At 63.0% G+C, this 21,420-nt stretch carries 18 protein-coding genes; 9 read left to right on the top strand and 9 right to left on the bottom strand.

The window, feature by feature from the left end; all coding sequences use genetic code 11:
• Positions 1–15 precede the first annotated feature (15 nt).
• Together AVO45_RS09930 and AVO45_RS09925 are read right to left on the bottom strand one after the other, a co-directional pair.
• Entirely contained in the window at positions 16–942 is a 927-nt protein-coding gene (locus AVO45_RS09930) for a TRAP transporter small permease subunit (RefSeq protein ID WP_068346434.1), read from the bottom strand.
• 120 nt (positions 943–1,062) lie between these two features.
• Positions 1,063–2,145 carry a TRAP transporter substrate-binding protein gene (locus AVO45_RS09925; RefSeq protein ID WP_068346432.1) on the bottom strand — a complete coding sequence of 361 codons (1,083 nt, stop codon included), beginning with the start codon at positions 2,143–2,145 and terminating at the stop codon, positions 1,063–1,065.
• Positions 2,146–2,399: 254 nt separating this feature from the next.
• Here AVO45_RS09925 and AVO45_RS09920 point away from each other — a divergent pair, with 254 nt between their 5' ends.
• Complete coding sequence (locus AVO45_RS09920; protein WP_068346740.1) at positions 2,400–3,833, top strand: cache domain-containing protein; 1,434 nt, start codon at positions 2,400–2,402, stop codon at positions 3,831–3,833.
• Positions 3,830–4,477: a response regulator transcription factor gene (locus tag AVO45_RS09915; RefSeq protein ID WP_068346431.1), complete on the top strand. Its 648-nt coding sequence runs from the start codon at positions 3,830–3,832 to the stop codon at positions 4,475–4,477. Before AVO45_RS09920 ends, AVO45_RS09915 begins: the two co-directional genes overlap by 4 nt.
• Positions 4,478–4,490: 13 nt before the next feature.
• Here AVO45_RS09915 and AVO45_RS09910 read toward each other — a convergent pair whose 3' ends face one another.
• Positions 4,491–5,339, bottom strand: coding sequence for a HalD/BesD family halogenase (locus AVO45_RS09910; protein WP_068346429.1), 849 nt, complete (start codon positions 5,337–5,339; stop codon positions 4,491–4,493).
• 394 nt (positions 5,340–5,733) lie between these two features.
• Here AVO45_RS09910 and AVO45_RS09905 point away from each other — a divergent pair, with 394 nt between their 5' ends.
• From AVO45_RS09905 to AVO45_RS09885, 5 genes are all read left to right on the top strand, one after another.
• Positions 5,734–7,485, top strand: coding sequence for an acetolactate synthase 3 large subunit (locus tag AVO45_RS09905; RefSeq protein ID WP_068346427.1), 1,752 nt, complete (start codon positions 5,734–5,736; stop codon positions 7,483–7,485).
• A 66-nt stretch (positions 7,486–7,551) separates the two neighbouring features.
• Positions 7,552–8,112 carry an acetolactate synthase small subunit gene (gene ilvN / locus AVO45_RS09900; protein WP_068346425.1) on the top strand — a complete coding sequence of 187 codons (561 nt, stop codon included), beginning with the start codon at positions 7,552–7,554 and terminating at the stop codon, positions 8,110–8,112.
• A 284-nt stretch (positions 8,113–8,396) separates the two neighbouring features.
• Positions 8,397–9,170: a helix-turn-helix domain-containing protein gene (locus AVO45_RS09895; protein WP_157770133.1), complete on the top strand. Its 774-nt coding sequence runs from the start codon at positions 8,397–8,399 to the stop codon at positions 9,168–9,170.
• Positions 9,171–9,266: 96 nt separating this feature from the next.
• Positions 9,267–10,424, top strand: a complete 1,158-nt coding sequence (locus tag AVO45_RS09890; RefSeq protein ID WP_068346421.1) for an aromatic ring-hydroxylating oxygenase subunit alpha — start codon at positions 9,267–9,269, stop codon at positions 10,422–10,424.
• Positions 10,421–10,642 carry a hypothetical protein gene (locus tag AVO45_RS09885; protein WP_068346420.1) on the top strand — a complete coding sequence of 74 codons (222 nt, stop codon included), beginning with the start codon at positions 10,421–10,423 and terminating at the stop codon, positions 10,640–10,642. The genes AVO45_RS09890 and AVO45_RS09885 overlap by 4 nt, the downstream gene beginning before the upstream one ends.
• A gap of 5 nt (positions 10,643–10,647) precedes the next feature.
• On the opposite strand, the gene AVO45_RS09880 is transcribed toward AVO45_RS09885, so the two are convergent.
• The 6 genes from AVO45_RS09880 to AVO45_RS09855 form a co-directional block, all read right to left on the bottom strand.
• A complete protein-coding gene (locus tag AVO45_RS09880; RefSeq protein WP_068346418.1) occupies positions 10,648–11,451 on the bottom strand; it encodes a DUF2189 domain-containing protein in 804 nt (267 codons plus the stop codon).
• Positions 11,452–11,478: 27 nt separating this feature from the next.
• Positions 11,479–12,873, bottom strand: a complete 1,395-nt coding sequence (locus AVO45_RS09875; protein ID WP_068346417.1) for an amidase — start codon at positions 12,871–12,873, stop codon at positions 11,479–11,481.
• Positions 12,874–13,033: 160 nt separating this feature from the next.
• Positions 13,034–14,161, bottom strand: coding sequence for a peptide chain release factor 2 (prfB, locus tag AVO45_RS09870; RefSeq protein ID WP_068346414.1), 1,128 nt, complete (start codon positions 14,159–14,161; stop codon positions 13,034–13,036).
• Positions 14,162–14,229: 68 nt separating this feature from the next.
• Positions 14,230–16,719, bottom strand: a complete 2,490-nt coding sequence (locus tag AVO45_RS09865; RefSeq protein WP_068346412.1) for a penicillin-binding protein 1A — start codon at positions 16,717–16,719, stop codon at positions 14,230–14,232.
• A 107-nt stretch (positions 16,720–16,826) separates the two neighbouring features.
• Complete coding sequence (locus tag AVO45_RS09860; protein ID WP_068346410.1) at positions 16,827–18,041, bottom strand: N-acetylmuramoyl-L-alanine amidase; 1,215 nt, start codon at positions 18,039–18,041, stop codon at positions 16,827–16,829.
• A gap of 84 nt (positions 18,042–18,125) precedes the next feature.
• Positions 18,126–19,283, bottom strand: coding sequence for a pyridoxal phosphate-dependent aminotransferase (locus AVO45_RS09855; RefSeq protein ID WP_068346739.1), 1,158 nt, complete (start codon positions 19,281–19,283; stop codon positions 18,126–18,128).
• On the opposite strand from AVO45_RS09855, the gene AVO45_RS09850 reads away from it, so the two are divergent.
• Together AVO45_RS09850 and AVO45_RS09845 are read left to right on the top strand one after the other, a co-directional pair.
• Entirely contained in the window at positions 19,282–20,655 is a 1,374-nt protein-coding gene (locus AVO45_RS09850) for a M48 family metalloprotease (RefSeq protein ID WP_068346408.1), read from the top strand. The two genes, AVO45_RS09855 and AVO45_RS09850, sit on opposite strands and share 2 nt — an antisense overlap.
• On the top strand, positions 20,652–21,410 hold the full coding sequence (locus tag AVO45_RS09845) for a DsbA family protein (protein WP_082688737.1): 759 nt from the start codon (positions 20,652–20,654) through the stop codon (positions 21,408–21,410). Before AVO45_RS09850 ends, AVO45_RS09845 begins: the two co-directional genes overlap by 4 nt.
• Positions 21,411–21,420 lie beyond the last annotated feature (10 nt).

Raw genomic sequence — 21,420 nt, 5'->3', positions numbered from 1 at the left:
CCCTAGTCCCCGTGCTTAATGAGCGCCTTCATAGGCTTCTTCGCCCTCGCCAAGGCTGTCCTTGTCGAGGTATTTTCCTGCGCTTCCCGGCCCTTCCACGAATTCCAGATACGACCGGTAGAAGAAGGCGATGGCGTGCAGGAACACCATGGCCGCAAAGGCCACCAGCAGGATCTTGAAGAGGAAATAGGCGTTGAAGCCGTTGGGGCTGAAACCGATGGTCTCGACATTCCAGCGCAGCGCACGGGCCTTCATCACCAGCCGGTCCAGCGTGTCGCTGGCCGAGGGTTTCGGCACGATCAGGTGACGCCACATGAAATACCAGCCATACATCCAGGTCAGCACCGCGATGGGCATCATGAAGAACAGCGAACCGAACATGTCCACCACCCGCTTGCCACGGTGGCTGAGGCCCGAATAGATCAGGTCAACCCGCACATGGCCGCCCTGCACGAAGGTGTAGGTGGCGCACAGGCAGACGACCATGGCGTTGTAGAGCTTCAGCTCTTCCGCAAACCAGCTGATGTCCATCTGGAACGGAATTCCCAGACCGAACGACATGTCGGGACGGGCAAAGACCCGCTGCATGAACACGATGACGATCTGCTGGATCACCATCAGCAGACCGGCCCAGGCAAAGAAGCGCCCGGTCGTGTTGGCAAACCCCTCGAGCCCGCGCACCATCGCCCACATGAAGTTGCGGTAATAGACGCCGATCGCGGTCAGCACCAGGAAGATGGTGAACACCACGAAGAAGAACTCGACCGAACCGCCGTAATAGACGAAGCGCATGATCGCTTCCTTGTCCGACCAGTCCAGCCAGAGCTGCGGGTGCGTTATGGCGTATCCGAAGTTGTAGAAAGCCTCGGCGATGTTCTGAACCAGCCACAGCAGGCCGTTCCACAGCGCGCCGAAGAAGGAGGTACCGTTGTCGTCCTGCATGTCATCCCCAGGTCGCATCAGTTGCAAAGCTGTTCTATCGGACCCCACCTGCCCGCGCTTTTGCAACAGGAAAGTTCCCCCGCGCGATGCGGGGGAACCAGTGTTTCAGACAGAGCTTGATCAGCCCAGAACGCGGTCGCGCTGTGCCGTGTAGACACCCGACGACATGTTCAGCCAGGCCGAGGACGACTTCATCGAAGCCATCGCGCTGTCGTGGATCTTCTTGAACAGCTCGTCGCCCATGTTCTCTTCCAGGACTTCCTTGCTGGCCTTGCCAAAGGCATCCCAGACGCTGTCCGGGAACTCCATGATCTTGACGCCACCGGCCTGCAGACGCTGCAGCGCCGCACCGTTGTTGGCCAGGAACTGCGCCAGGTTCCACTGGTGACATTCGGCCGCCGCGATCTCGATGATCTTCTGCTGACCCGGAGTCAGGCTTTCAAAGACCTCGCGGTTGGTCGCCAGCGACAGGCCTGCACCCGGCTCGTGGAAGCCAGCGGTGTAGTAGATCTTGGTGATTTCCTGGAAGCCGGCCTTTTCGTCGGCCCACGGACCGATCCATTCGGTGCCGTCGATCGCGCCGGACGACAGCGCCTGATACACTTCCGAACCCGGAATGTTCTGGACCGATGCGCCCAGCTTGCCCAGCGCCTTGCCGCCCAGGCCCGGCATACGGAACTTCAGACCGTTGAAGTCCTCGGGGCTGTTGATCTCTTTCGAGAACCAGCCACCTGCCTGCGCGCCGGTGTTGCCCGCGATGAACGACTTGAGGCCAAAGATCTGGCCCAGCTCGTCATGCAACTCCATGCCGCCGTCCTGGTAGTACCAGTTCACCAGTTCCTGCGCGGTCATGCCGAACGGAACGGCGGTGAAGAAGGCATAGCCCGGGTGCTGACCGACGAAGTAGTAGTCAGCGGCGTGGTACATGTCGGCCTGGCCCGACGACACGGCGTCAAAGACCTCGAACGCGCCAACCAGTTCGCCGGCGGCCTTGATTTCGACATTCAGGCTGCCATCGGACATTGCGTTGATGCTGTCCGCGCAGCGCTGCGCACTGTCAAACACACCTGCGAGGCCACGGCCCCACGAGGTAACCATGGTCAGGGTGCGCTTGCCCTGTGCATAGGCCGGTGCCGCCAGAGCGGTCGTGGCTGCAGCCGCGCCACCAAGTGCCGACGTTTTCAGAAATGAACGACGATCCATTCGAGTGATCCTCCCCTATTGCAGTTTTGCCCAAGCCCGTTGGCCCGGGCGGATCGTTTGCGGTGGCGATAGCCTAGCGAAGCGGATTTCAATGTGAATACCTACTACTACGTAGGCGGCATTGTTTTTTGGCATGGAAACACCGGTTTCCGGGAAACAGCCCAAGCGAAAACGCCAGAGAATCCAAAGGCCCGCGCCCCGTTGCGCCTTCAATCCTTTTGATTTTCCCCGCGCCTTTGCGTAACGATTCGTTCATGCGCTCACTCCGCCCCCAGTTCAAGTTCAGCTACGCGCAGAAACTGTCGCTGATCGCCGCGATCCCGTTGGTCGTGGCGGTGGCGGCCATCGCCGCGATGGTGGCCTACGAGGCCCGCGCAACCGCCGATCGGGAAATCAAGGCGCTCGAGCAGCGGCTGATCGAAGCCAAGAAGCAGGAGTTGCGCAACTACGTCACGCAGGCGCGCAACGGCTTTTCCCATATCTACGGCCGCGCCGCCCCCGACGATCAGGACGCCAAGGATCAGGTCGCACAGATCCTCTCGGCGATGATCTATGGCAAGGACGGGTTCTTTTTCGTCTATGACTATGATGGAACGAACCTAGTCAGCCCGCGCCAGACGGAATACATCAACCGCAACTGGAAAGACCTGACCGACAGCAGCGGCACTCCTATCGTCGATGAGTTCGTCCGCCTCGCGCGGCGGGGCGCCGGATGGCACAGCTTCATGTGGCAAAAGCCCTCGACCGGGGAAGAGGCGATGATGATCGCCTATGTCGTCGGCCTGCAGGACTGGCAGTGGGCCGTCGGAACCGGGGTGTTCATCGACGACATTCTGGCCACCGTGGCCAACGCCCGGGCCGAAGTCGAGGCGCGGGTGCAGCGCACCTTTTTCTACATCGGCGCCATCGTTCTGGCCGCCCTGCTGATCGTTTTCGTGTCGGGGATGCTGCTGAACATCCGCGAGCGCCGGCTGGCGGATGCCAAGCTGAAGGAACTGACCCAGCGCGTGTTCGACGCGCAGGAAGAAGAACGCGGCCGCGTGGCACGAGAGTTGCATGACGGGATCAGCCAGATCCTGGTGGGCGTGCGCTATGCGCTGGACAATGCCCGCCGCAGGCTGGTGCGCGGTGATCATGAGGGCGCGCAGGCGCCGCTGGACAAGGGCATCGAAAACCTCGGCTCGGCGATCACCGAAGTGCGGCGGATCAGCCGCGACCTGCGGCCCGGCGTGCTGGACGATCTGGGTCTTGGCCCGGCGCTCAAGGCGCTGACCGACGATTTCCGCGAGCGCACGGGCATCGAGACCGAGTTCTCAACCGTGGTCTTCCGAAACCGACTGGATCAGGACAGCAAGATCGCCCTCTACCGGATCGCGCAGGAGGCGCTGACGAATATCGAGCGCCACTCGGGCGCAACGCATGTCTCGATCGACTTGCGCGGGCACAAGAAGGGCGCGACGATGCGGATCGCCGACAACGGGTGCGGGCTGCGCTCTCGACCCGGCCAGGTCACGCCGGGGATCGGCCTGCGGAACATGCAGGAACGGATCGAACAACTTGACGGAACCCTGCGCATTCTGTCATCACGCGGCGCGCAGAGCGGCACGGTGATCGAAGTCAGCCTGCCGCTCAGCCACCTGCTGCCGCCTCAGGAAGAGGCGACGCCCAAGAGAAAGGCCGGCTCATGAGCACCGAAGCTGTCCGAGTTCTGATCGTGGACGATCACCCGATGGTCGCCGAAGGCATCCAGTCGATCCTCGAAAGCTATGACGACGTCGAGGTCGTCGGCACGCTCGGCAACGGGCAGGACGCGGTGGATCAGGTCACGGCGCTGCGGCCGGACGTGATCCTGATGGATTTGAACATGCCCGGGCTCGGCGGCCTCAGCGCGACCGAAATCATCCTCGAACGCCTGCCCGAAACCCGCATCCTGATCCTGTCGATGCATGACAGCCCGGAATATATCTCGACCGCGCTGAGCCACGGGGCCAAGGGATACGTGCTCAAGGACGTGCCGACCGAAGAGATCAAGCAGGCCATCGACGCGGTCATGCGCGGCGAGCGTTACTTGTGCACCGGGGCCAGCGGTTCTCTGGAACCCAAGGACGGCGAAGCGCGCGAGGCGCTGACGGGGCGCGAGCAGACCATCCTGCTGCAACTGGCGCAGGGTAAGTCGAACAAGGAAGTCGCCATTGCGCTCGACATCTCGGTGCGCACGGTCGAAACCCACCGCAAGAACATCAAGCGCAAGCTGGGCATCTCCTCGACCGCCGGGCTAACTCGCTATGCGCTGGAACACGGCGTCCTGCAAGGGACTGGCGTGGGGTTCTGACCCACCTGCCCGCTCAATCCAGCAGTTGATCCGCCCTGAGCCCCTCGCGTTCGTAGTGGCGCGGCAGCACGCGGCCATAGAGCTGCTTCGTCCGCTCGACGCCGCCGCACATGCCCTCGGTCTCGACGAATGAGAAGATCCCGACATAGCGTCTGCGGCTGCCCCTGACCGGCGCCACGCGGTGCAGGGAATATCGCCCCTTGAAGATCTGCAAGTCACCCGGTTGCAGCACCAGTTGCCGGACCCTCGGGGTACTGCCGTTCAGAACCGCCGCGACGCCGTCGAAATTCTCGTCGGTCGCACTGCGCAGGTTCGGGACATATTCGAACTCGCCGCCGCTTTCGCCGTTCTGGATGGCCAGCGTCACCGTGAAATTGTTGGTGTCGAAATGCCAGGGAAACCCCTGCCCTTCCTCGACCACGTTGAGGATCACGTCCGCCAGCGGGTCGTCATAGCGAAAGAAGCGGTCTTCGCGCTCGTCCAGCGCCTCGCGGATGAAGGGCATGAAACCGGGATATTCATAGATGCTCCGCAGCGGCCCGGATTTCGGAAAGTTGTCGGCCGGCACAAAGGCGTTGGAGCGGTCAAAGAACTGACGGACCGGGTGGGAAACATCAAGCTTGGGGTCATCCTTGGTGAAATACGCGTTGGTCCGGTTGAATGAACGATGCGCCCTGGGCGCCACGCGCTCGGCCTCTGCCACCAGCCGCTCGACCCCTTTGGGATGGACGAAGCCCGGTAGGATCGCGCAGCCCTCGTCGTCGAGGTCGCGGCGCAGGTCGTCTATCAGGCAGCGGTAGGCGCGGGAATCCGGCCTGTCCAAAGGGTAGCGGCCCAAATCGATCAAATCTCTCAACTTCATGCTTTTAAACCTTCACCTCATCTCATGAGGCCACGTTGGCACCGCGACTCGGATGGTTCAGTTCTGTTTCAGACATGGTTGCCGGTTTCCGACCTTTTTTCCCCTCGTGTCAATTGCCGGAAGTTCCCGGCATGCGGCAATCTGCGCAACAAAATGTCCGAAAATCATGGCACAGAGACACGGATTGGCTTGATTGGCTGTTGACGCCCCCTGCCCCCGCCCATAATGTCCGCCTCACGCAAGAAGGAGCCGGTGGCGATGACCACGCTAGTCGTAATCGTAGGAACCAAGCGCATGGGCCGGTGACGGTAGACCATAATCGAACCCATGCGCCTCCGAAAATTCGGGGGCTTTTTTTTATGCTGACACGGATGACGCCAATGGAGCAAAGCAGATGACAAGTGAGATGACCGGCGCAAAGATGGTGGTCCAGGCCCTCAAGGATCAGGGCGTGGACACGGTATTCGGGTATCCCGGTGGCGCCGTGCTGCCGATCTATGACGAGATCTTTCTGCAGAACGACATCCGTCACATCCTTGTCCGTCACGAACAGGGAGCCGTTCACGCCGCCGAAGGCTATGCGCGCTCGACCGGCAAGCCCGGCGTCGTGCTGGTGACCTCGGGGCCCGGCGCGACCAATGCCGTGACCGGACTGACCGATGCGCTGATGGATTCGATCCCGATCGTGGTTCTGACCGGTCAGGTTCCGACCTTCATGATCGGCTCGGACGCCTTCCAGGAGGCCGACACCGTCGGCATCACCCGCCCCTGCACCAAGCACAACTGGCTGGTTAAAGACACCGACAAGCTGGCCGCGACCATTCACGAGGCGTTCCATGTGGCCACCTCCGGCCGCCCCGGCCCGGTGCTGATCGACATTCCCAAGGACGTGCAGTTCGCGACCGGAACCTATAGCCGCCCGAACCCGTCGTCTTCACACTACCAGCCGGTGCTCAAGGGCGATCTGGAGGAGATCACCGAACTGGTTGCCGCGATGGAGACCGCCAAGAAGCCGGTCTTCTACACCGGTGGCGGCGTGATCAATTCGGGCCAGGCCGCCAGCCAGCTGCTGCGCGAATTGGTGGATGCAACCGGCTTTCCGATCACCTCGACCCTGATGGGTCTGGGCGCCTACCCGGCGAGCGGCAAGAACTGGCTGGGCATGTTGGGCATGCATGGGCTGTACGAGGCCAACATGGCCATGCATGACTGTGACCTGCTGATCAATATCGGCGCCCGTTTCGACGACCGGATCACCGGCCGCATCGACGCCTTCAGCCCGCATTCGAAAAAGGCGCATATCGACATCGACCCCTCGTCGATCAACAAGGTGATCCAGATCGACATTCCGATCGTCGGCGATGTCGCCCATGTGCTTGAGGACATTCTGAAAGTCTGGAAGTCTCGCGGCCGCAAGACCGACGCCGAAGCGGTCAAGCAGTGGCACGCCCAGATCGACGGATGGCGCAAGGTGAACTGCCTTGCCTACACGGGCAGCGAAAAGACGATCAAACCGCAATACGCGCTGCAACGCCTCGAGGCCCTGACCAAGGATCGCGACCGCTATGTCTGCACCGAGGTCGGCCAGCACCAGATGTGGGCGGCGCAGTTCCTCGGCTTCGAGGACCCGCACCGCTGGATGACCTCGGGCGGTCTGGGCACAATGGGCTACGGCTTCCCGGCCTCGATCGGGGTGCAGATGGCACACCCGGATGCGCTGGTCATCAACGTCGCCGGCGAGGCGTCGTGGCTGATGAACATGCAGGAAATGGGCACCGCCGCGCAGTATCGCCTGCCGGTCAAGCAGTTCATCCTGAACAACGAACGTCTGGGCATGGTGCGCCAGTGGCAGGAGCTGCTGCACGGTGAACGCTACTCGCATTCGTGGTCCGAGGCGCTGCCTGACTTCGTGAAACTGGCCGAGGCGTTTGGCGCCAAGGGCATCATGTGCTCGGACCCGGCTGATCTGGACGACGCGATCATGGAGATGATCGAATATGACGGGCCGGTGCTCTTCGACTGCGTGGTGGAAAAGCACGAGAACTGCTTCCCCATGATCCCCTCGGGCAAGGCGCACAACGAGATGCTGCTGGGCGAAGCCGAGACGCAGGGCGTCATCCAGGCCGGCGGCGCCGTTCTGGTCTGAGCCGGACGAAGAAAGAAACAGACGCCGGGGCGCGGCCCCGGACGCGACTTCAGGAAAGGGACGTAAATGTCTGCCCTACATATCAAGAAAGGCTCTACCAGCCATTCCGCCTACAACCTGCGCCCGACATTTTCCGACGTGCAGGAACGCCACACGATCGCGGTTCTGGTCGAGAACGAACCCGGCGTTCTGGCCCGTGTCATCGGCCTGTTCTCGGGCCGCGGCTACAACATCGAAAGCCTGACCGTGGCCGAGGTGGACCATACCGGCCACCTCAGCCGCATCACGATCGTCACCACCGGCACCCCGCAGGTGATCGAGCAGATCAAGGCGCAGCTGGGCCGCATCGTATCGGTGCGCGACGTGCATGACCTGACCGTCGAAGGGCCGTCGGTCGAGCGCGAACTGGCGATTCTCAAGGTGGTTGGAGAAGGCGACAAGCGGGTCGAGGCGCTGCGTCTGGCCGACATCTTCCGCGCCAATGTCGTGGACAGCACGCTCAACTCGTTCATCTTCGAGATCACCGGCGCGCCAGACAAGATCGACGCCTTCGCCGATCTGATGCGCCCGCTGGGACTGGCCGAGATTGCCCGGACGGGCGTGGCCGCCCTGCTGCGCGGCGATTGACGAAGAAGGACCGGACCCGAGGACCGCTGCTTCGTGTCACCCCAAAACCTCCGGCTTTCCTCTCGACGACAGAGGAAAGCCGCTTCTGCCGATTTCGCCCTCGGCGCAAAATTGAATGCACAAAACCCTGTTTTGTTATTGCAATTGCGACGTTTTCCGCTAGCTAATGAACAGAAATCAGGCGTCGACGACGCGGATTGATGTGACAGTGTGATTGTCGGCTGGCGTCAGGTGGCAGCGCCGCGTCGGTCCCGTTTCTTCCCTTTCCGAAATCCGGGACTCACATGACCGACCCCATTCGCAGTCCGGCAGAACTTCGCCGCATGTTCGGCGCGAATCTTCGGCGTCTCGCCAGCAAACACCCTACGGTGGTCGGGCTGACCAGAGAACTGGGGATCAACCGGACCCAGTTCAATCGCTACCTTGCCGGCGAAAGCTTCCCCCGCCCCGACGTTCTCGACCGGATCTGCCGGTTCTTCGGCGTGGACGCGCGCATCCTGCTGCAACCGGTCGACGAGATCCCGGTTGCGGGGCACGTTTTGACCGGCGAGTTCCTGCACGATTATCTCGGCGCCGGCGTGACCGACCTGAGCAAAGAGACCTTTCCCAGCGGCTTCTTTCGCTACCTGCGCCGGTGCCATCCGGATACGTCGAATTACGCCGAAGAGTTGCTTTACGTGCTCCGCCGGGGCGCTTGCACCTTTGTTCGCGGCTATGTTTCCTCCGATCCGGAAAGCGGGGCGCCCGCTGAGGAACGCGAAGTTCGTGGTTATGTGTCCCGTCTCGGCGACGGTATCTGCCTTCATGCCGCCCGCCATTCGGCAAAGGACGGGTTCTTCGTTCTTGCAAAGCCCGCGCTTTCCGAGACCGGCCAGTTCTGGGCCGGTCATGTCATCAGAAGTACGGACCACGAACCACCTATGCGCGCGGCGCTCGAGCACCTTGGGCACGATCTGGGCGCGGCGCTTGCCGTCACCCGCCGCGCGGGGATTGCGCCGGTCGAGCAACTTACCGATCCGCACCGCCACCTTCTTCGGCTGGACACGGCAACCGCCTGAGGACGGAATGTCGCTGCCGGAAAGATCGGCGTCGTTCGGATCAAAGCCAACCCATCACGAATATGTCCTTTTTCCCGCAAGCGAAGGAGGAAACGCATGGCCAAACCCCTGGACGATCTTTCCGAGGTCCGGCAACCGATCGAACGCGCCCACGGTCTGCCGAACGCCCACTACACGGACCCGGCCGTTCATGCCGAGGAAACCGAGGCGTTGCTTCTGAACGGATGGGCGGGGCTTGCGGTGACCGCCGATGTTCCCGAACCGGGCGATGCGGCACCGATGGAGTTCATGGGGATTCCCCTGCTGCTGATCCGCGACCGCGAAGGACAGGTGCGCGTCTTTCAGAACATCTGCCGCCATCGTGGCATGATCCTGGTCGAAGAACCGCGCAAGATCGAAGGCGCGATCCGCTGCCCCTATCACAGCTGGTGCTACTCTACCCAAGGTCGGCTGGTCTCGACCCCGCATGTGGGCGGGCCGGGCCAGAACAGCCACGAAGGCATCAAGCGCGACGAGCTTGGCCTGATCGAGGTGCGCAGCCATATCTGGCGCGAGGTCGTCTGGATCAACGTCTCGGGCGAGGCACCGGCCTTTGAAGAGGCCAACGCCAAGCTGATGGAACGCTGGGCCGAGTTCGAAAAGCCGCTGTATCACGGGGGCGAGGACAGCCGTTTCCGGCTGGACGTGAACTGCAACTGGAAACTGGCGGTCGAGAACTACTGTGAAAGCTACCACCTGCCCTGGGTCCATCCCGGCCTGAACAGCTATTCCCGGCTGGAGGATCACTATCACATCGAGGAACCGGGGCTGTTTTCCGGCCAGGGCACGCTGGTCTATCGGCAACTGGCCGGAGAAGGCGGCAAGGTCTTCCCGGATTTCGACGGGTTGAGCAACAGGTGGAACACGGCCGCCGAGTATATCGCCGTCTTTCCGAACGTGCTGCTGGGTGTGCATCGCGACCATGCATTCGCGATCATCCTCCGGCCCGAGGCGCAGGACCGGACCTCGGAGCATATTCACCTGTTCTATGCCGCGCCTCAAACCGATCCGGCGCTGCGCCAGAAGAATGCCGAACAGTGGAAACTCGTCTTCGAAGAGGATGTGTTCGTGGTCGAAGGAATGCAGCGCGGGCGGGCCGCGCCCGGCTTTGACGGCGGGCGGTTCTCGCCCGCGATGGACGGGCCGACGCATCTGTTTCACGACTGGGTGGCCCGGCGTTTGCAAGCGCATCGCAGCAGGCTGGCCGCGGAATGAACGACCTCGACGCCCGGCTGGTGGCCGCCCATGCGGCTGGCGACCGGGCCGCGTTGGCCGATCTCTACGAAGAGGCGGCCGATGCGGCATCCGATGAGGTGGCTTGCGGATTCTACCTGACCCAAGCCTATGTCTATGCGCTGGAGGCGGGGCTGGCAAAGGCCGCCGCCCTGCGCGCGCGGTTGGTCAGGATGGGGCGCGAAACACCGGAAGGCTGACCCTTTCAGGCCGTCTCGGGCATCTCCTGTTGCGAACCGGGTTCGTCCTCGACAGCGATCTGCCGATACAGGTGCCAGCTGGCATGGCCCAGCCAGGGCAGCACCACGAACAGCCCCAGGAACCAGGGCAACAACGCAAGAAAGGTAACGATCGCGATGAAGGCCGCCCAGACCAACATCACCCTGGCGTTGTTGAGAACATAGGCATAGCTGGAAATCATCGCGGTCACGAAGTCCAGTTCCCGGTCCAGCAGCAACGGAATGGACAGGACCGTGATCATGTAGAGCAGCAGCGCGAATACCGCCCCCACCGCCGTGCCGAAGGCCAGCATCGCGACGCCGTTGAGCGTCAGAAACACTTCGAGCGAGGACGAGATGTTCGTCATCGTGGCCAGCCCCAGGAACAGGGCAAAAATCATGTGGCCCAGAAAGAACCAGAACAGGAACACGACGACGATGATTGCGCAGATCGAGGGCAACTGGCGGCGGCTCTGGTGAATCACGACACCGAAGATCTCGCCATAGTCCAGCGGTTCGCCATGTTCCAGACGGTGAGAGACTTCGTACAGCCCCACCGCCGCGAAGGGGCCGATCAGGGGAAAGCCGATGGCCGCGAGCACCAGCCAGAATGTGGTCCCGGTCTGCATCGTGACCCAGGCCATCGCCCAGCCGGCCAGAACGTAAATCCCGGCAAAAACCAGACCGAACCTGGGGGCGCGCATGAAATCCCGCCACCCGCGCCGCAAGGCCTCGCGCAGCATGTCAAAGCTGGCCGACTTCAGTTTCGGAACACCAAACGGTTTTTCCATACTCTCCCTCCCCTGCAATTGGGTCTTTCACATCGCCGGTCGCTTCTGTGGCCACCGTGTCCTGTCATGATAGGCCGCCCCCAAGGACAGCAAGGCCGCGTCGCTGCCGCGCGGCCCGAAGATCTGAATGCCCATCGGCAAACCCGCCGCACCGAACCCGGCCGGGGCCGCGAGGCATGGCAGGCCCAGCAGGCTGACCGGCACGACCACCTGCATCCAGCGGTGATAGGTATCCATTTCGACGCCGTTGATTTCCGTCGGATGGGGCTGCGTGACATCAAAGGGCCAGACCTGTGCGGCAGGCAGCACCAGCGCGTCGTATTCCTCGAACAGCGCGGCCGCCCGGCGATACCAGGCCGACCGGATCACGCTGGCGTTGTGAACCTCCATCGCGCTCATCGCTAGCCCGCGGTCGAGTTCCCACCGCGCGCTGTCCTTCAGCATTTCCCTCTGATCAACCAAAGGGGCCAGCCCGGCGGCCACGGCCCATGAGCGCAGGGTGATCCAGCTGTTCCAGATCCGCTCGGCGTCAAAGGGCGGGGCCACGGGTTCGACCTGGCAGCCCATGTCCCGGAATACCTCCAGCGCCTTTTCACAAATGGCCAGAATCCCTTCCTCCATCGGAAAGGCGCCATCCCAGTCGCCCAACCAGCCGATCCGAAGCCCCTTTGTATTGGCTGGCAGGACGGGCGAGACCGGCGTGCTGGCGCAGGAGTGGGGCTGACGGGTATCGGGGCCGGAAATGACGTCCAGCAACAGACCGATGTCTTGGGGGCTGCGGGCCATCGGACCGAGGGTGGACAGTTGGTGTAGAAAGGTGTCACCCACCGGCTCGGACGGAACCCGGCCCCAGCTTGGGCGAAAGCCGTAGACGTTGTTCCACGCCGCCGGGTTGCGCAGGCTGCCCATCATGTCGGACCCGTCGGCAAGCGCGGTCATCCCGGTTGCCAGCGCCACCGCCGCGCCGCCCGACGACCCGCCCGACGAGCGCGCCGGATCATAGGGGTTGCAGGTCGCGCCATAGACCGGGTTGAACGTGTGCGAGCCCAGACCGAATTCGGGCACATTCGTCTTGCCGATCAGGATCGCCCCCGCCGCCCGCATCCGCGCCGCGATCAGATCATCTGATTTCGGTATGAAATTCCGAAAGATCGGCGACCCTTGGGTCGTGGGGATTCCAGCCACGTTCACCAGATCCTTCACGGCGATCGGCAGCCCGTGCAGCGGCCCGGTATGCGGCGCTGCATCCATCGCCTCGGCCTCTGCCGTCAGGGAATCTGCGTCCCGCAGCGCAACAACCGCGTTCACGTCTCCGTTGACCGTTTCGATCCGGTCAAGCGTGGCTCGCATCAGTTGGGCGGCGGTCAACTGCCCCGAGGCGATTGCTGAAACGAGGTCTGTCGCAGAACGGATCAGGTCCATGGGCGCTCAACATCTGATGGTCGCGTTCACCCTAGCGGCGGCCCCAAATCATTTAAACCCACTGTTTGGATGTATCTTTTGAATTTTTCGCGCCCGGCACAACGACAGCGCCCCGCGGTCCAGCCACGGGGCGTCACTGTGATCCGTCATCGTCGGGAAATCAGGTGTCGGCCTGGGCCTCGGAGCGGCTCTTGCCGGCCACATTCATCGCCAGGGTCGCGGCCATGAACCCGTCGAGATCACCGTCCAGAACCCCCTTGGTGTCGGACGTCTCATAGCCCGTCCGCAAGTCCTTGACCATCTGGTAGGGCTGGAGAACGTAAGAGCGGATCTGGTTGCCCCAGCCCGCATCGCCCTTGGCCTCGTGCGCGGCGTTGATCTCGGCGTTCCGGCGGTCGAGTTCCATCTGGTAGAGCCGCGATTTCAGCGCCTTCATCGCAATGTCGCGGTTCTGGTGCTGCGACTTCTCGGATGAGGTCACGACGATACCCGTCGGAATGTGCGTGATCCGCACCGCCGAGTCCGTCGTGTTGACGTGCTGACCGCCCGCGCCGGACGAGCGATAGGTATCGACCCGGATGTCGGCCGGGTTCACCTCGATCTCGATATTGTCGTCCACCACCGGATAGACCCAGACCGAGCAGAACGAGGTGTGCCGCTTGGCCGCCGCGTCATAGGGCGAGATCCGCACCAGACGGTGAACGCCGCTTTCGGATTTCAGCCAGCCATAGGCGTTGTGGCCCGAGATCTTGTAGGCGGCCGACTTGATCCCGGCCTCTTCGCCCGGGGTTTCCGACTGCAACTCGACCTTGTAGCCCTTTTTCTCGGCCCAGCGGACATACATCCGCGCCAGCATCGCCGCCCAGTCGCAGCTTTCGGTGCCGCCAGCACCGGCATTGATTTCAAGGAAGGTGTCGTTGGCATCCGCCTCGCCATCCAGAAGCGCCTCGAGTTCCTTTTCGGCGGCCTTTTCCTTGAGCTTTTTCAACGCCTCTTCGGCGTCCTTGACGACTTCTTCGTCGTCTTCCATCTCGCCCAGTTCGATCAGTTCGACATTGTCGTTCAGATCGGTCTTGATCGACTCGTAAGTTTCGATCGCATCGACCAGCACCTGACGCTCGCGCATCAGTTTCTGAGCCTTTTCGGGATTGTCCCAAAGGTTCGGATCCTCGACCCGGGCGTTGAACTCCTCGAGCCGGTGCGGCGCGGTCTCGTAGTCCATCCGCTGGGCCAGGAGGTCCAGCGACTTGCGGATATCCGCCACGATGTTCTGAGTCTCGGCGCGCATGGTGTTTCCTGCAATTTCGGGTCTTTCGAGGGGCTCTGATAGACCAGCACCGACCGCTGGGCAAGCGGTCAGTACAGGCCTCCGGAACTGACCGTGCCAAAGTTGGCCTTGGGTCCGACGGTCGTGGTTTCCCCGGTGGATGTCTGCACCTGCCGGCCGGCTTGCTGGACCTCTTCGAACAGCGGCAGGTTCGAACCCATGGCAAATCCGCCGTCATAGGTCAGACCAAAGATCGGATCGACGCCATCGCGGAAATACTCGGCCACAACGTAATCCCCGGTCGCATCATCCGGCAGGCGCGCGCCGCTGAAACGGTCGATCTTGATGAAATGCCCGCCCGGAGGCACGTCGAACGGGCCGCCGCCATACTTTGCCACGGCCTTTTCCATGAAGCTCTGGAACACGGGGCCGCACATCGAGCTGCCATAGGCCCCCCGCCCCATCGGTCGCGGGCGGTCATAGCCGATGTAGCAGCCGGCGACGATGTTCGAGGTAAAGCCGATGAACCAGACATCCTTGGCATCGTTCGTGGTGCCGGTCTTGCCGGCCGTCGGCACCGGCAGGTTGATGACCCCAGCGGCCGTTCCGCGTTCGACAACGCCACGCATCATCGACGTCAGCTGATAGGCCGTGATCGCATCCATCACGCGCGGCCGATCGGTGACGATGCGGGGGCCTCTGTTCGGGGCGATCCGGTCCGAGTTGCAGTCCACGCATTGCCGGTCGTCATGCCGATAGATGGTCTTGCCGTAACGGTCCTGGATCCGGTCGACCAGCGTTGGCTTCACCCGTTCGCCGCCGTTGGCGAACATCGCATAGGCCGCCACCATCTTGTACAGCGTCGTTTCTTGGGCGCCCAGAGCGTTGGCCAGGTAGGGCCCCATGTTGTCATACACACCGAAACGCTCGGCATAGCCGGCAACCACGGGCATCGAGACCTCTTGTGCCAGACGGATGGTCATCAGGTTCCGCGACCGCTCGATCCCGGTCCGCAGGGGCGTCGGGCCATAGAACTTGTTCGAGGCGTTCTTGGGCCGCCACAGGCCCTGCGGCGTGTTCACCTCGATCGGCGCATCCACCACGATGGTCGCGGGGCTGTAGCCGCTGTCCAGCGCGGCTGCATAGACGAAGGGCTTGAAGCTGGAACCCGGCTGACGCAGCGCCTGCGTGGCGCGGTTGAACACCGAATCCTGATACGAGAACCCGCCCTGCATCGCCAGAACGCGACCCGAGTGGACATCCATCGCCATGAACGCGCCCTGAACCTCGGGCACCTGCCGGGCGGACCATTGGCCACCTTCGCCCTCGCGCACCAGAATGACATCGCCGCGCTTGAAGTTCTTGGCGAAGTCACCCTGCATCCACTTGATGTCCGAGCGCGGAATGATGCCATCGGCGGGGCCGTCTTCAATACCGACCGTCAATTGCTGATCGGCGACCTTCAGCACCACGGCGGGATACCACCGGGTCGGCAGGACCACGTCGCGCGGCACTTCGGTGTCTGCCAGGGCCTGGCGCCACGCGGGCTCGTCCTCCAGCAGTTCTTCGGCGATCACCTTGCCGGTGCCGCGCCACTTGCCACGCGAGCGGTCGTATTTCTCCAATGCCTCACGCAGGGCGCGCGCGGCCTCGACCTGCATTTCCTCGTCGACCGAGGCGCGGATGCTGAAGCCACCGGTAAAGAACTCGCCCTCGCCGAAATCTTCGCTCAGTTGGCGGCGAATCTCGTCGGTGAAGTAGTCGCGCGGTGGCAACGCGGTGCGGAAGCTCTCGAAATCGCCGTTCTGAACCGAGCGCAGCGGCTTTTCGACCTCGACCTCGTAGGTGGCCTTGTCGATGTAGCCATTCTGGTACATCTCGCGCAGCACATAGTTGCGCCGCGCCAGCAGGCGGTCCTTCTGCCGCACCGGGTGGTAATCCGACGGGGCCTTGGGCATCGAGGCCAAGGTTGCCGCCTCGTGCGGCTCCAACTCCTGCAGGGTCTTGTTGAAATAGGTCTGGGCAGCCGCCGCCACCCCGTAGGAATTCTGACCCAGGAAGATCTCGTTGAGGTAAAGTTCGAGAATCTGTTCCTTGTTCAGTGTTTCTTCCAGGCGCGTCGCAAGGATGATCTCCTTGATCTTGCGTTCGATGCGCCGGTCACCCGACAGCAGAAAGTTCTTCATCACCTGCTGCGTGATGGTTGACGCCCCACGCACGTTCTCGCCCCTGGACCTGACCGCCTCGAACGCGGCCACCGCGATGCCGCGCGGGTCATAGCCCTGGTGAGAATAAAAGTTCTTGTCCTCGGCCGAGATGAAGGCCTGCTTGACCAGATCCGGGATTTCCTCGGACGGGGTGAACAGTCGACGTTCATGGGCGAATTCGTCGATCAGGTGGCCCTCGCCGGAATAGATCCGGCTGATCGTGGGCGGCTTGTACTGAGCCAGCGACTCGTGGCTGGGCAGGTCGCGCCCATAGATCCAGAACACCCCGCCGATGGTCAGCGCCACCATGAGCACACCCAGTGTAAAAAGGCTGAAGAGTGCCCCGAAAATGGAAAGAACGAACCTGATCACGTGACTGCCCTTGCTTCGCGTTGCCGTCTATATAGTAGCACCCAATGGCGGGGTCAAAACACATGGCATAAATTGGCCGGCGATGCCGGCGTCCCGCCGGAACCCATTCACTTCCGAACCAAAGACCGCTGCATCAGATCGGCCTTTCGCCACGCCCGCAAACCAGTCAGGATTCCGCGCGCCATGCCGGCTCGCCACTCAGGATTCTCAATGTTCTTCAGGTCGCGCGGACTGGACAGGAACCCCAGTTCCACCAGCACCGACGGAATATCGGCCGCCTTCAGAACCGAAAACGCGGCTTCCCGCAGGGGCCTGCGGTGCATCGGCCCACCCTGCGCGGCCATGCCCTCGGCCAGGGCCTGCGCCAGGGCCGCCGTTCGGGGCTGCGTTTCCTGCCGGGCAAGGTCCAACAGAACATCCGCCACCTGATCGTCCGAGTGGCTCAGATCGACCCCGGCGATGATGTCGCTGCGGTCATGGCGTTCGGCGAGTTTGGCACTGGCCGCGTCCGAGGCCTCTTCCGAGAGGGTATAGATCGTGGCGCCGTGGGCCAGCCCCTCGGCCAGCGCGTCTGCGTGCAGCGAAATGAAAACATCCGCGCCAGCCCGATGCGCAAGCGCCACGCGCCGTTCGAGCGAGACGAACCGGTCCTCGTTCCGTGTCAGCGTCACCTTGAAGTCGCCCGACCGAAGCAGAACTTCGCGCAGTTCACGGGCGAAGGTCAGCATCAGGGTTTTCTCGTTGGTGCGTTCCGTCTCGGCCCCCGGATCAATGCCGCCATGCCCGGGGTCGAGCACCACATGCAACGGGGCGCCGCCCCCGCGCGCGGCCGGAACGGCGGCGGGTTCGGGCAAATCCCAGCGGGGATCATGTGGCGCACCGGCTTGTGCCCGAAACTGCTCGGCGCCGACCGGCCGAAGCTGAACAGCCAGTGTCGCGACGCCGGTCGCCTGATCAATATCGAGCCCCGCCTGCTCGATGGCCCGGGGGCGGCCCAGATCCAACACCATCCGGGACCATCCGGGCACGTAGGCCCCATAGGACACGCCGGCGATCCGGTCGGTCCGCAACAACGCCTCGGAGGTCAGGCCGCTCCACTCCACCTCCTGAAAATCCAGAACCAGACGAGGCGGGTCTGACAAAGTGAACAGGCGGTAGGGCACCCCCTGGCTCAGCGCCAGTTGCAGCTGAACGCCGTCGCGCCCCGCATCGGTGATATGGCTCTTTTCCGCGTCGATCCGCGCAAGGCCACCGAACTCTTGCGCGATCACGCCAGAAGTCCACGCCCACAGGAGCGTAAAAATGATGAAGATCCTGCTCATTGCCTCAGATAGCCCGAGATCGTTTGGCAGAACCCTACACCACACCGGCCTCCTTGTGAACGCAGGGCTTTGCCCTCCGCGGGGTCAACGGTTCTGTGCCCCACGCTCGCGCATGAATGCCTTGAGCCTTGCGAGGCCCTCTTCGATGTCCTCGGTCGAACGGGCATAGGAGAACCGCAGCGTCTTGTGGCCGCGCGCGGGGTCGAAATCGAGCCCCGGGGTGGCCGCAACCCCGGCCTTGTCCAGTATCTCGGCCGCGAAGGCGAGGCTGTCATCGGTCAGGTCCGAGACATCGGCATAGACGTAAAACGCCCCATCGGGCGGCGCGATGTTGGTGAACCCGGCCTCGGGCAGCCCCTTGAGCATCAGCGCGCGGTTGGCGCGATAGACGTCCAGATTGGCCTGCAACTCGTCCTTGCAGTCCATCGCGGCCAGCGCCGCGACCTGGCTGGCATGGGGCGCGCAGATGAACATGTTCTGGGCGATGCGCTCGACCACGCGCACCTGATCCTCGGGCACCACCATCCAGCCGACGCGCCAGCCGGTCATCGAGAAATACTTGGAGAACGAGTTGATGACATAGCACTCGTCGGTCAGTTCCAGCGCGGTCACGGCCTTGGCCTCGTATTCCAGCCCGTGATAGATCTCGTCGCTGATGAACGCGGCCCCCTGCGCCTGCGCCGCCTCGATCAGCGCCCCCATCGAGGCGTGATCCAGCATCGTGCCGGTGGGGTTGGCAGGAGAGGCCACCATCAGCCCCGCAAGATCCATCCCCGCGATATCCGCCGGCACCGGTTGCAGCCGGTTTTCGGGCGCGGTGGGCAGGTCCACCGGCACCAGATCCAGCGCCTTGAGGATCTGCCGGTAAGAGGGATAACCCGGCGCGCCGATGCCGATACGGTCGCCGGTGTCGAACAGGGCTGTGAAGGTCAGCAGAAAACCGCCGGAGGACCCGGAAGTGACGACGACGCGCTCGGGATTCAGATCCACGTTGTACCACTCGCCATAAAGCCGCGCGATGCGCTGCCGCAACTCGGGCAGGCCCAGCGCAACGGTGTACCCCAACGCACCCTGCTCCATCGCCTTTTGCAAGGCCTTGATCGCCCCTTTCGGCGCGCCAGTACCCGGTTGGCCGACCTCCATGTGAATGATGCGGCGACCGGATTCCTCGGCTTTGCGCGCGGCCTCCATCACGTCCATCACGATAAAGGGATCTACGTTGGACCGGCTTGAGTTTCGCATGACCATCTCCCATGTTGCGATCATGGCCTTTGAGCGCGTATCCCGGCTGGCGTCAATCCCGGCACTCATTCTTGCGACGGCAGCATGGCTCGTGACGGCCCTGCCCGCCGCCGCGGTCGGGCTGTTGCGGGATCCGGATATCGAGCATGGGTTGCGCGAACTGGCCTTCCCCATCCTGCGTGCGGCCGGGCTGAACACCAACCGCGTCAAGGTTCTGGTGGTCAACGACAGCAGCTTCAACGCGTTCGTCATCGACTACAACACGATCTTCATCAACTACGGCCTGATCCTGCAGGTCGAGCGCGCCGACATGCTGCAGGCCGTCATCGCCCACGAGGCCGCCCATATCGCCAATGGCCATCTGGCCCGTCGCGCCGCGAATTTTCAAAGTGCGCAACGATTTGCAACGCTTGGGACGGCCCTGGCCATAGTTGCCGCCGCAGCCGGCGCCGGAGAGGCTGCCGGAGGGATCGCGGCCGGAACCAGCAGCTCGGCGCTGCGCAGCTTTCTCAGCCACACCCGGGCCGAGGAATCCTCGGCCGACCAGTCTGCCGCCAGCTACCTGCGATGGGCCGACATCTCTCCGAAGGGGATGGTCGATCTGCAGCGGTCCTTTGCCGGGCAGGAATTGCTGAGCCACAGCCTGCAGGACCCCTACATGCGCACCCACCCCATGAGCCGGGATCGGCTGCGGGCGGCCGAGGCCTTTCTGAAGGCAAACGGGGATCCATCACCCCCGAACCCCAACGCCGATTACTGGTTCGCACGCGTCAAGGGCAAGCTGTCGGCCTTTACCCGCGCGCCGTCCTGGACGTTCCGCCGCGCACCCGAAGAAAAAGAGCGCGACATCCGCCTGATGCGCGAAGCCGCCGCCCATCACCAGAACCGAAACCTTGAAAAGTCTCTGGCCGCGATCAACGGCGCATTGGAAATCCGCCCCGACGACCCGTTCTACCATGAACTGAAAGGGCAGATCCTGCTGGAAAACCGCAGGGTCGAGCAGGCTGTCGCCGCTTACAAGCGAGCGGTAGAACTGGCCCCGCGCGATTCCCTGATCCTTGCGGGATACGGACGCGCGCTGCTGGGTGCCGGTCGGGCGAAAGAGGCGCTCGAGGTGCTGGAAGCGGCCCGCGCCCGCGATTATCGCAACGCGCGCCTGATGCAGGATCTCGGGCTGGCCTATGCGCAGACAGGAAACAACGGCATGGCCTCGGTCGTCACCGCCGAAAGATACGCCATGCAGGCCCGCTTTGCGGATGCCGGAATCCACGCCAAACGGGCCATCGGCCTGCTGCCCGAGGGATCTCCGGGTTGGCAACGGGCCCAGGATGTGTTGATTGCCTCGGAACGAATGCAGAAAAGGAAGAGATGATGCTCCGATTTGCCGCCCCTGCCCTGTTGGGCCTGACACTGGCCTCTGGCCCCGCTTCGGCGCTGGACCTCGACGCGATGAGCGCCGAAGAGAAGGCCGCCTTTGGTGCGCAGGTGCGCGCATACCTCATGGAAAACCCCGAGGTGATCCTCGAAGCGGTGGAGGTGCTCGAACAGAAACAGGCCGAGGCGCAGGCGCAGGCGGACCTGGAACTGGTCGCCTCCAACGCCGACGCCCTGTTCGATGACGGCTACAGCTGGGTGGGCGGCAACCCGGATGGCGACATCACGCTGGTCGAATTCATGGATTATCGCTGTGGCTATTGCCGCAAGGCGGTGCCCGAGGTGGCGAAGCTGCTGGAAGAAGACGGCAACATCCGGCTCATCATCAAGGAGTTCCCCATTCTCGGCGAAGCGTCGGTTCTGTCGTCGCGGTTCGCGGTGGCCACCAAGATCGTGGCCGGGGATGATGCCTACAAGCAGGCGCACGATGCCCTGATCGAGTTTGGCGGCGATGTCACCGAGGTCACCCTGCGCCGCATCGCTGACGGGCTTGGCTTGGATAGCGACGCCATCCTGAGCGAGATGAACAGTGACGAAGTGACCCGGCAGATCGCGGAAAACCGCGCGCTGGCGCAGCGGCTGCAGATTTCGGGCACGCCGACCTTCGTATTCGAAACCGAACTTCTGCGCGGTTACCTGCCGGCTGAGCAACTGCTTCATATCGCCGACAGCCTTCGCGACGGAAAAAGCTGAATGATCAAGG

The sequence above is a fragment of the Ruegeria marisrubri genome (assembly GCF_001507595.1).
Taxonomy (GTDB): Bacteria; Pseudomonadota; Alphaproteobacteria; order Rhodobacterales; family Rhodobacteraceae; genus Ruegeria; species Ruegeria marisrubri.
The sequence above is the reverse complement of the archived record's forward strand: the minus strand, read 5'-3'. Positions and strand labels throughout refer to the sequence as shown.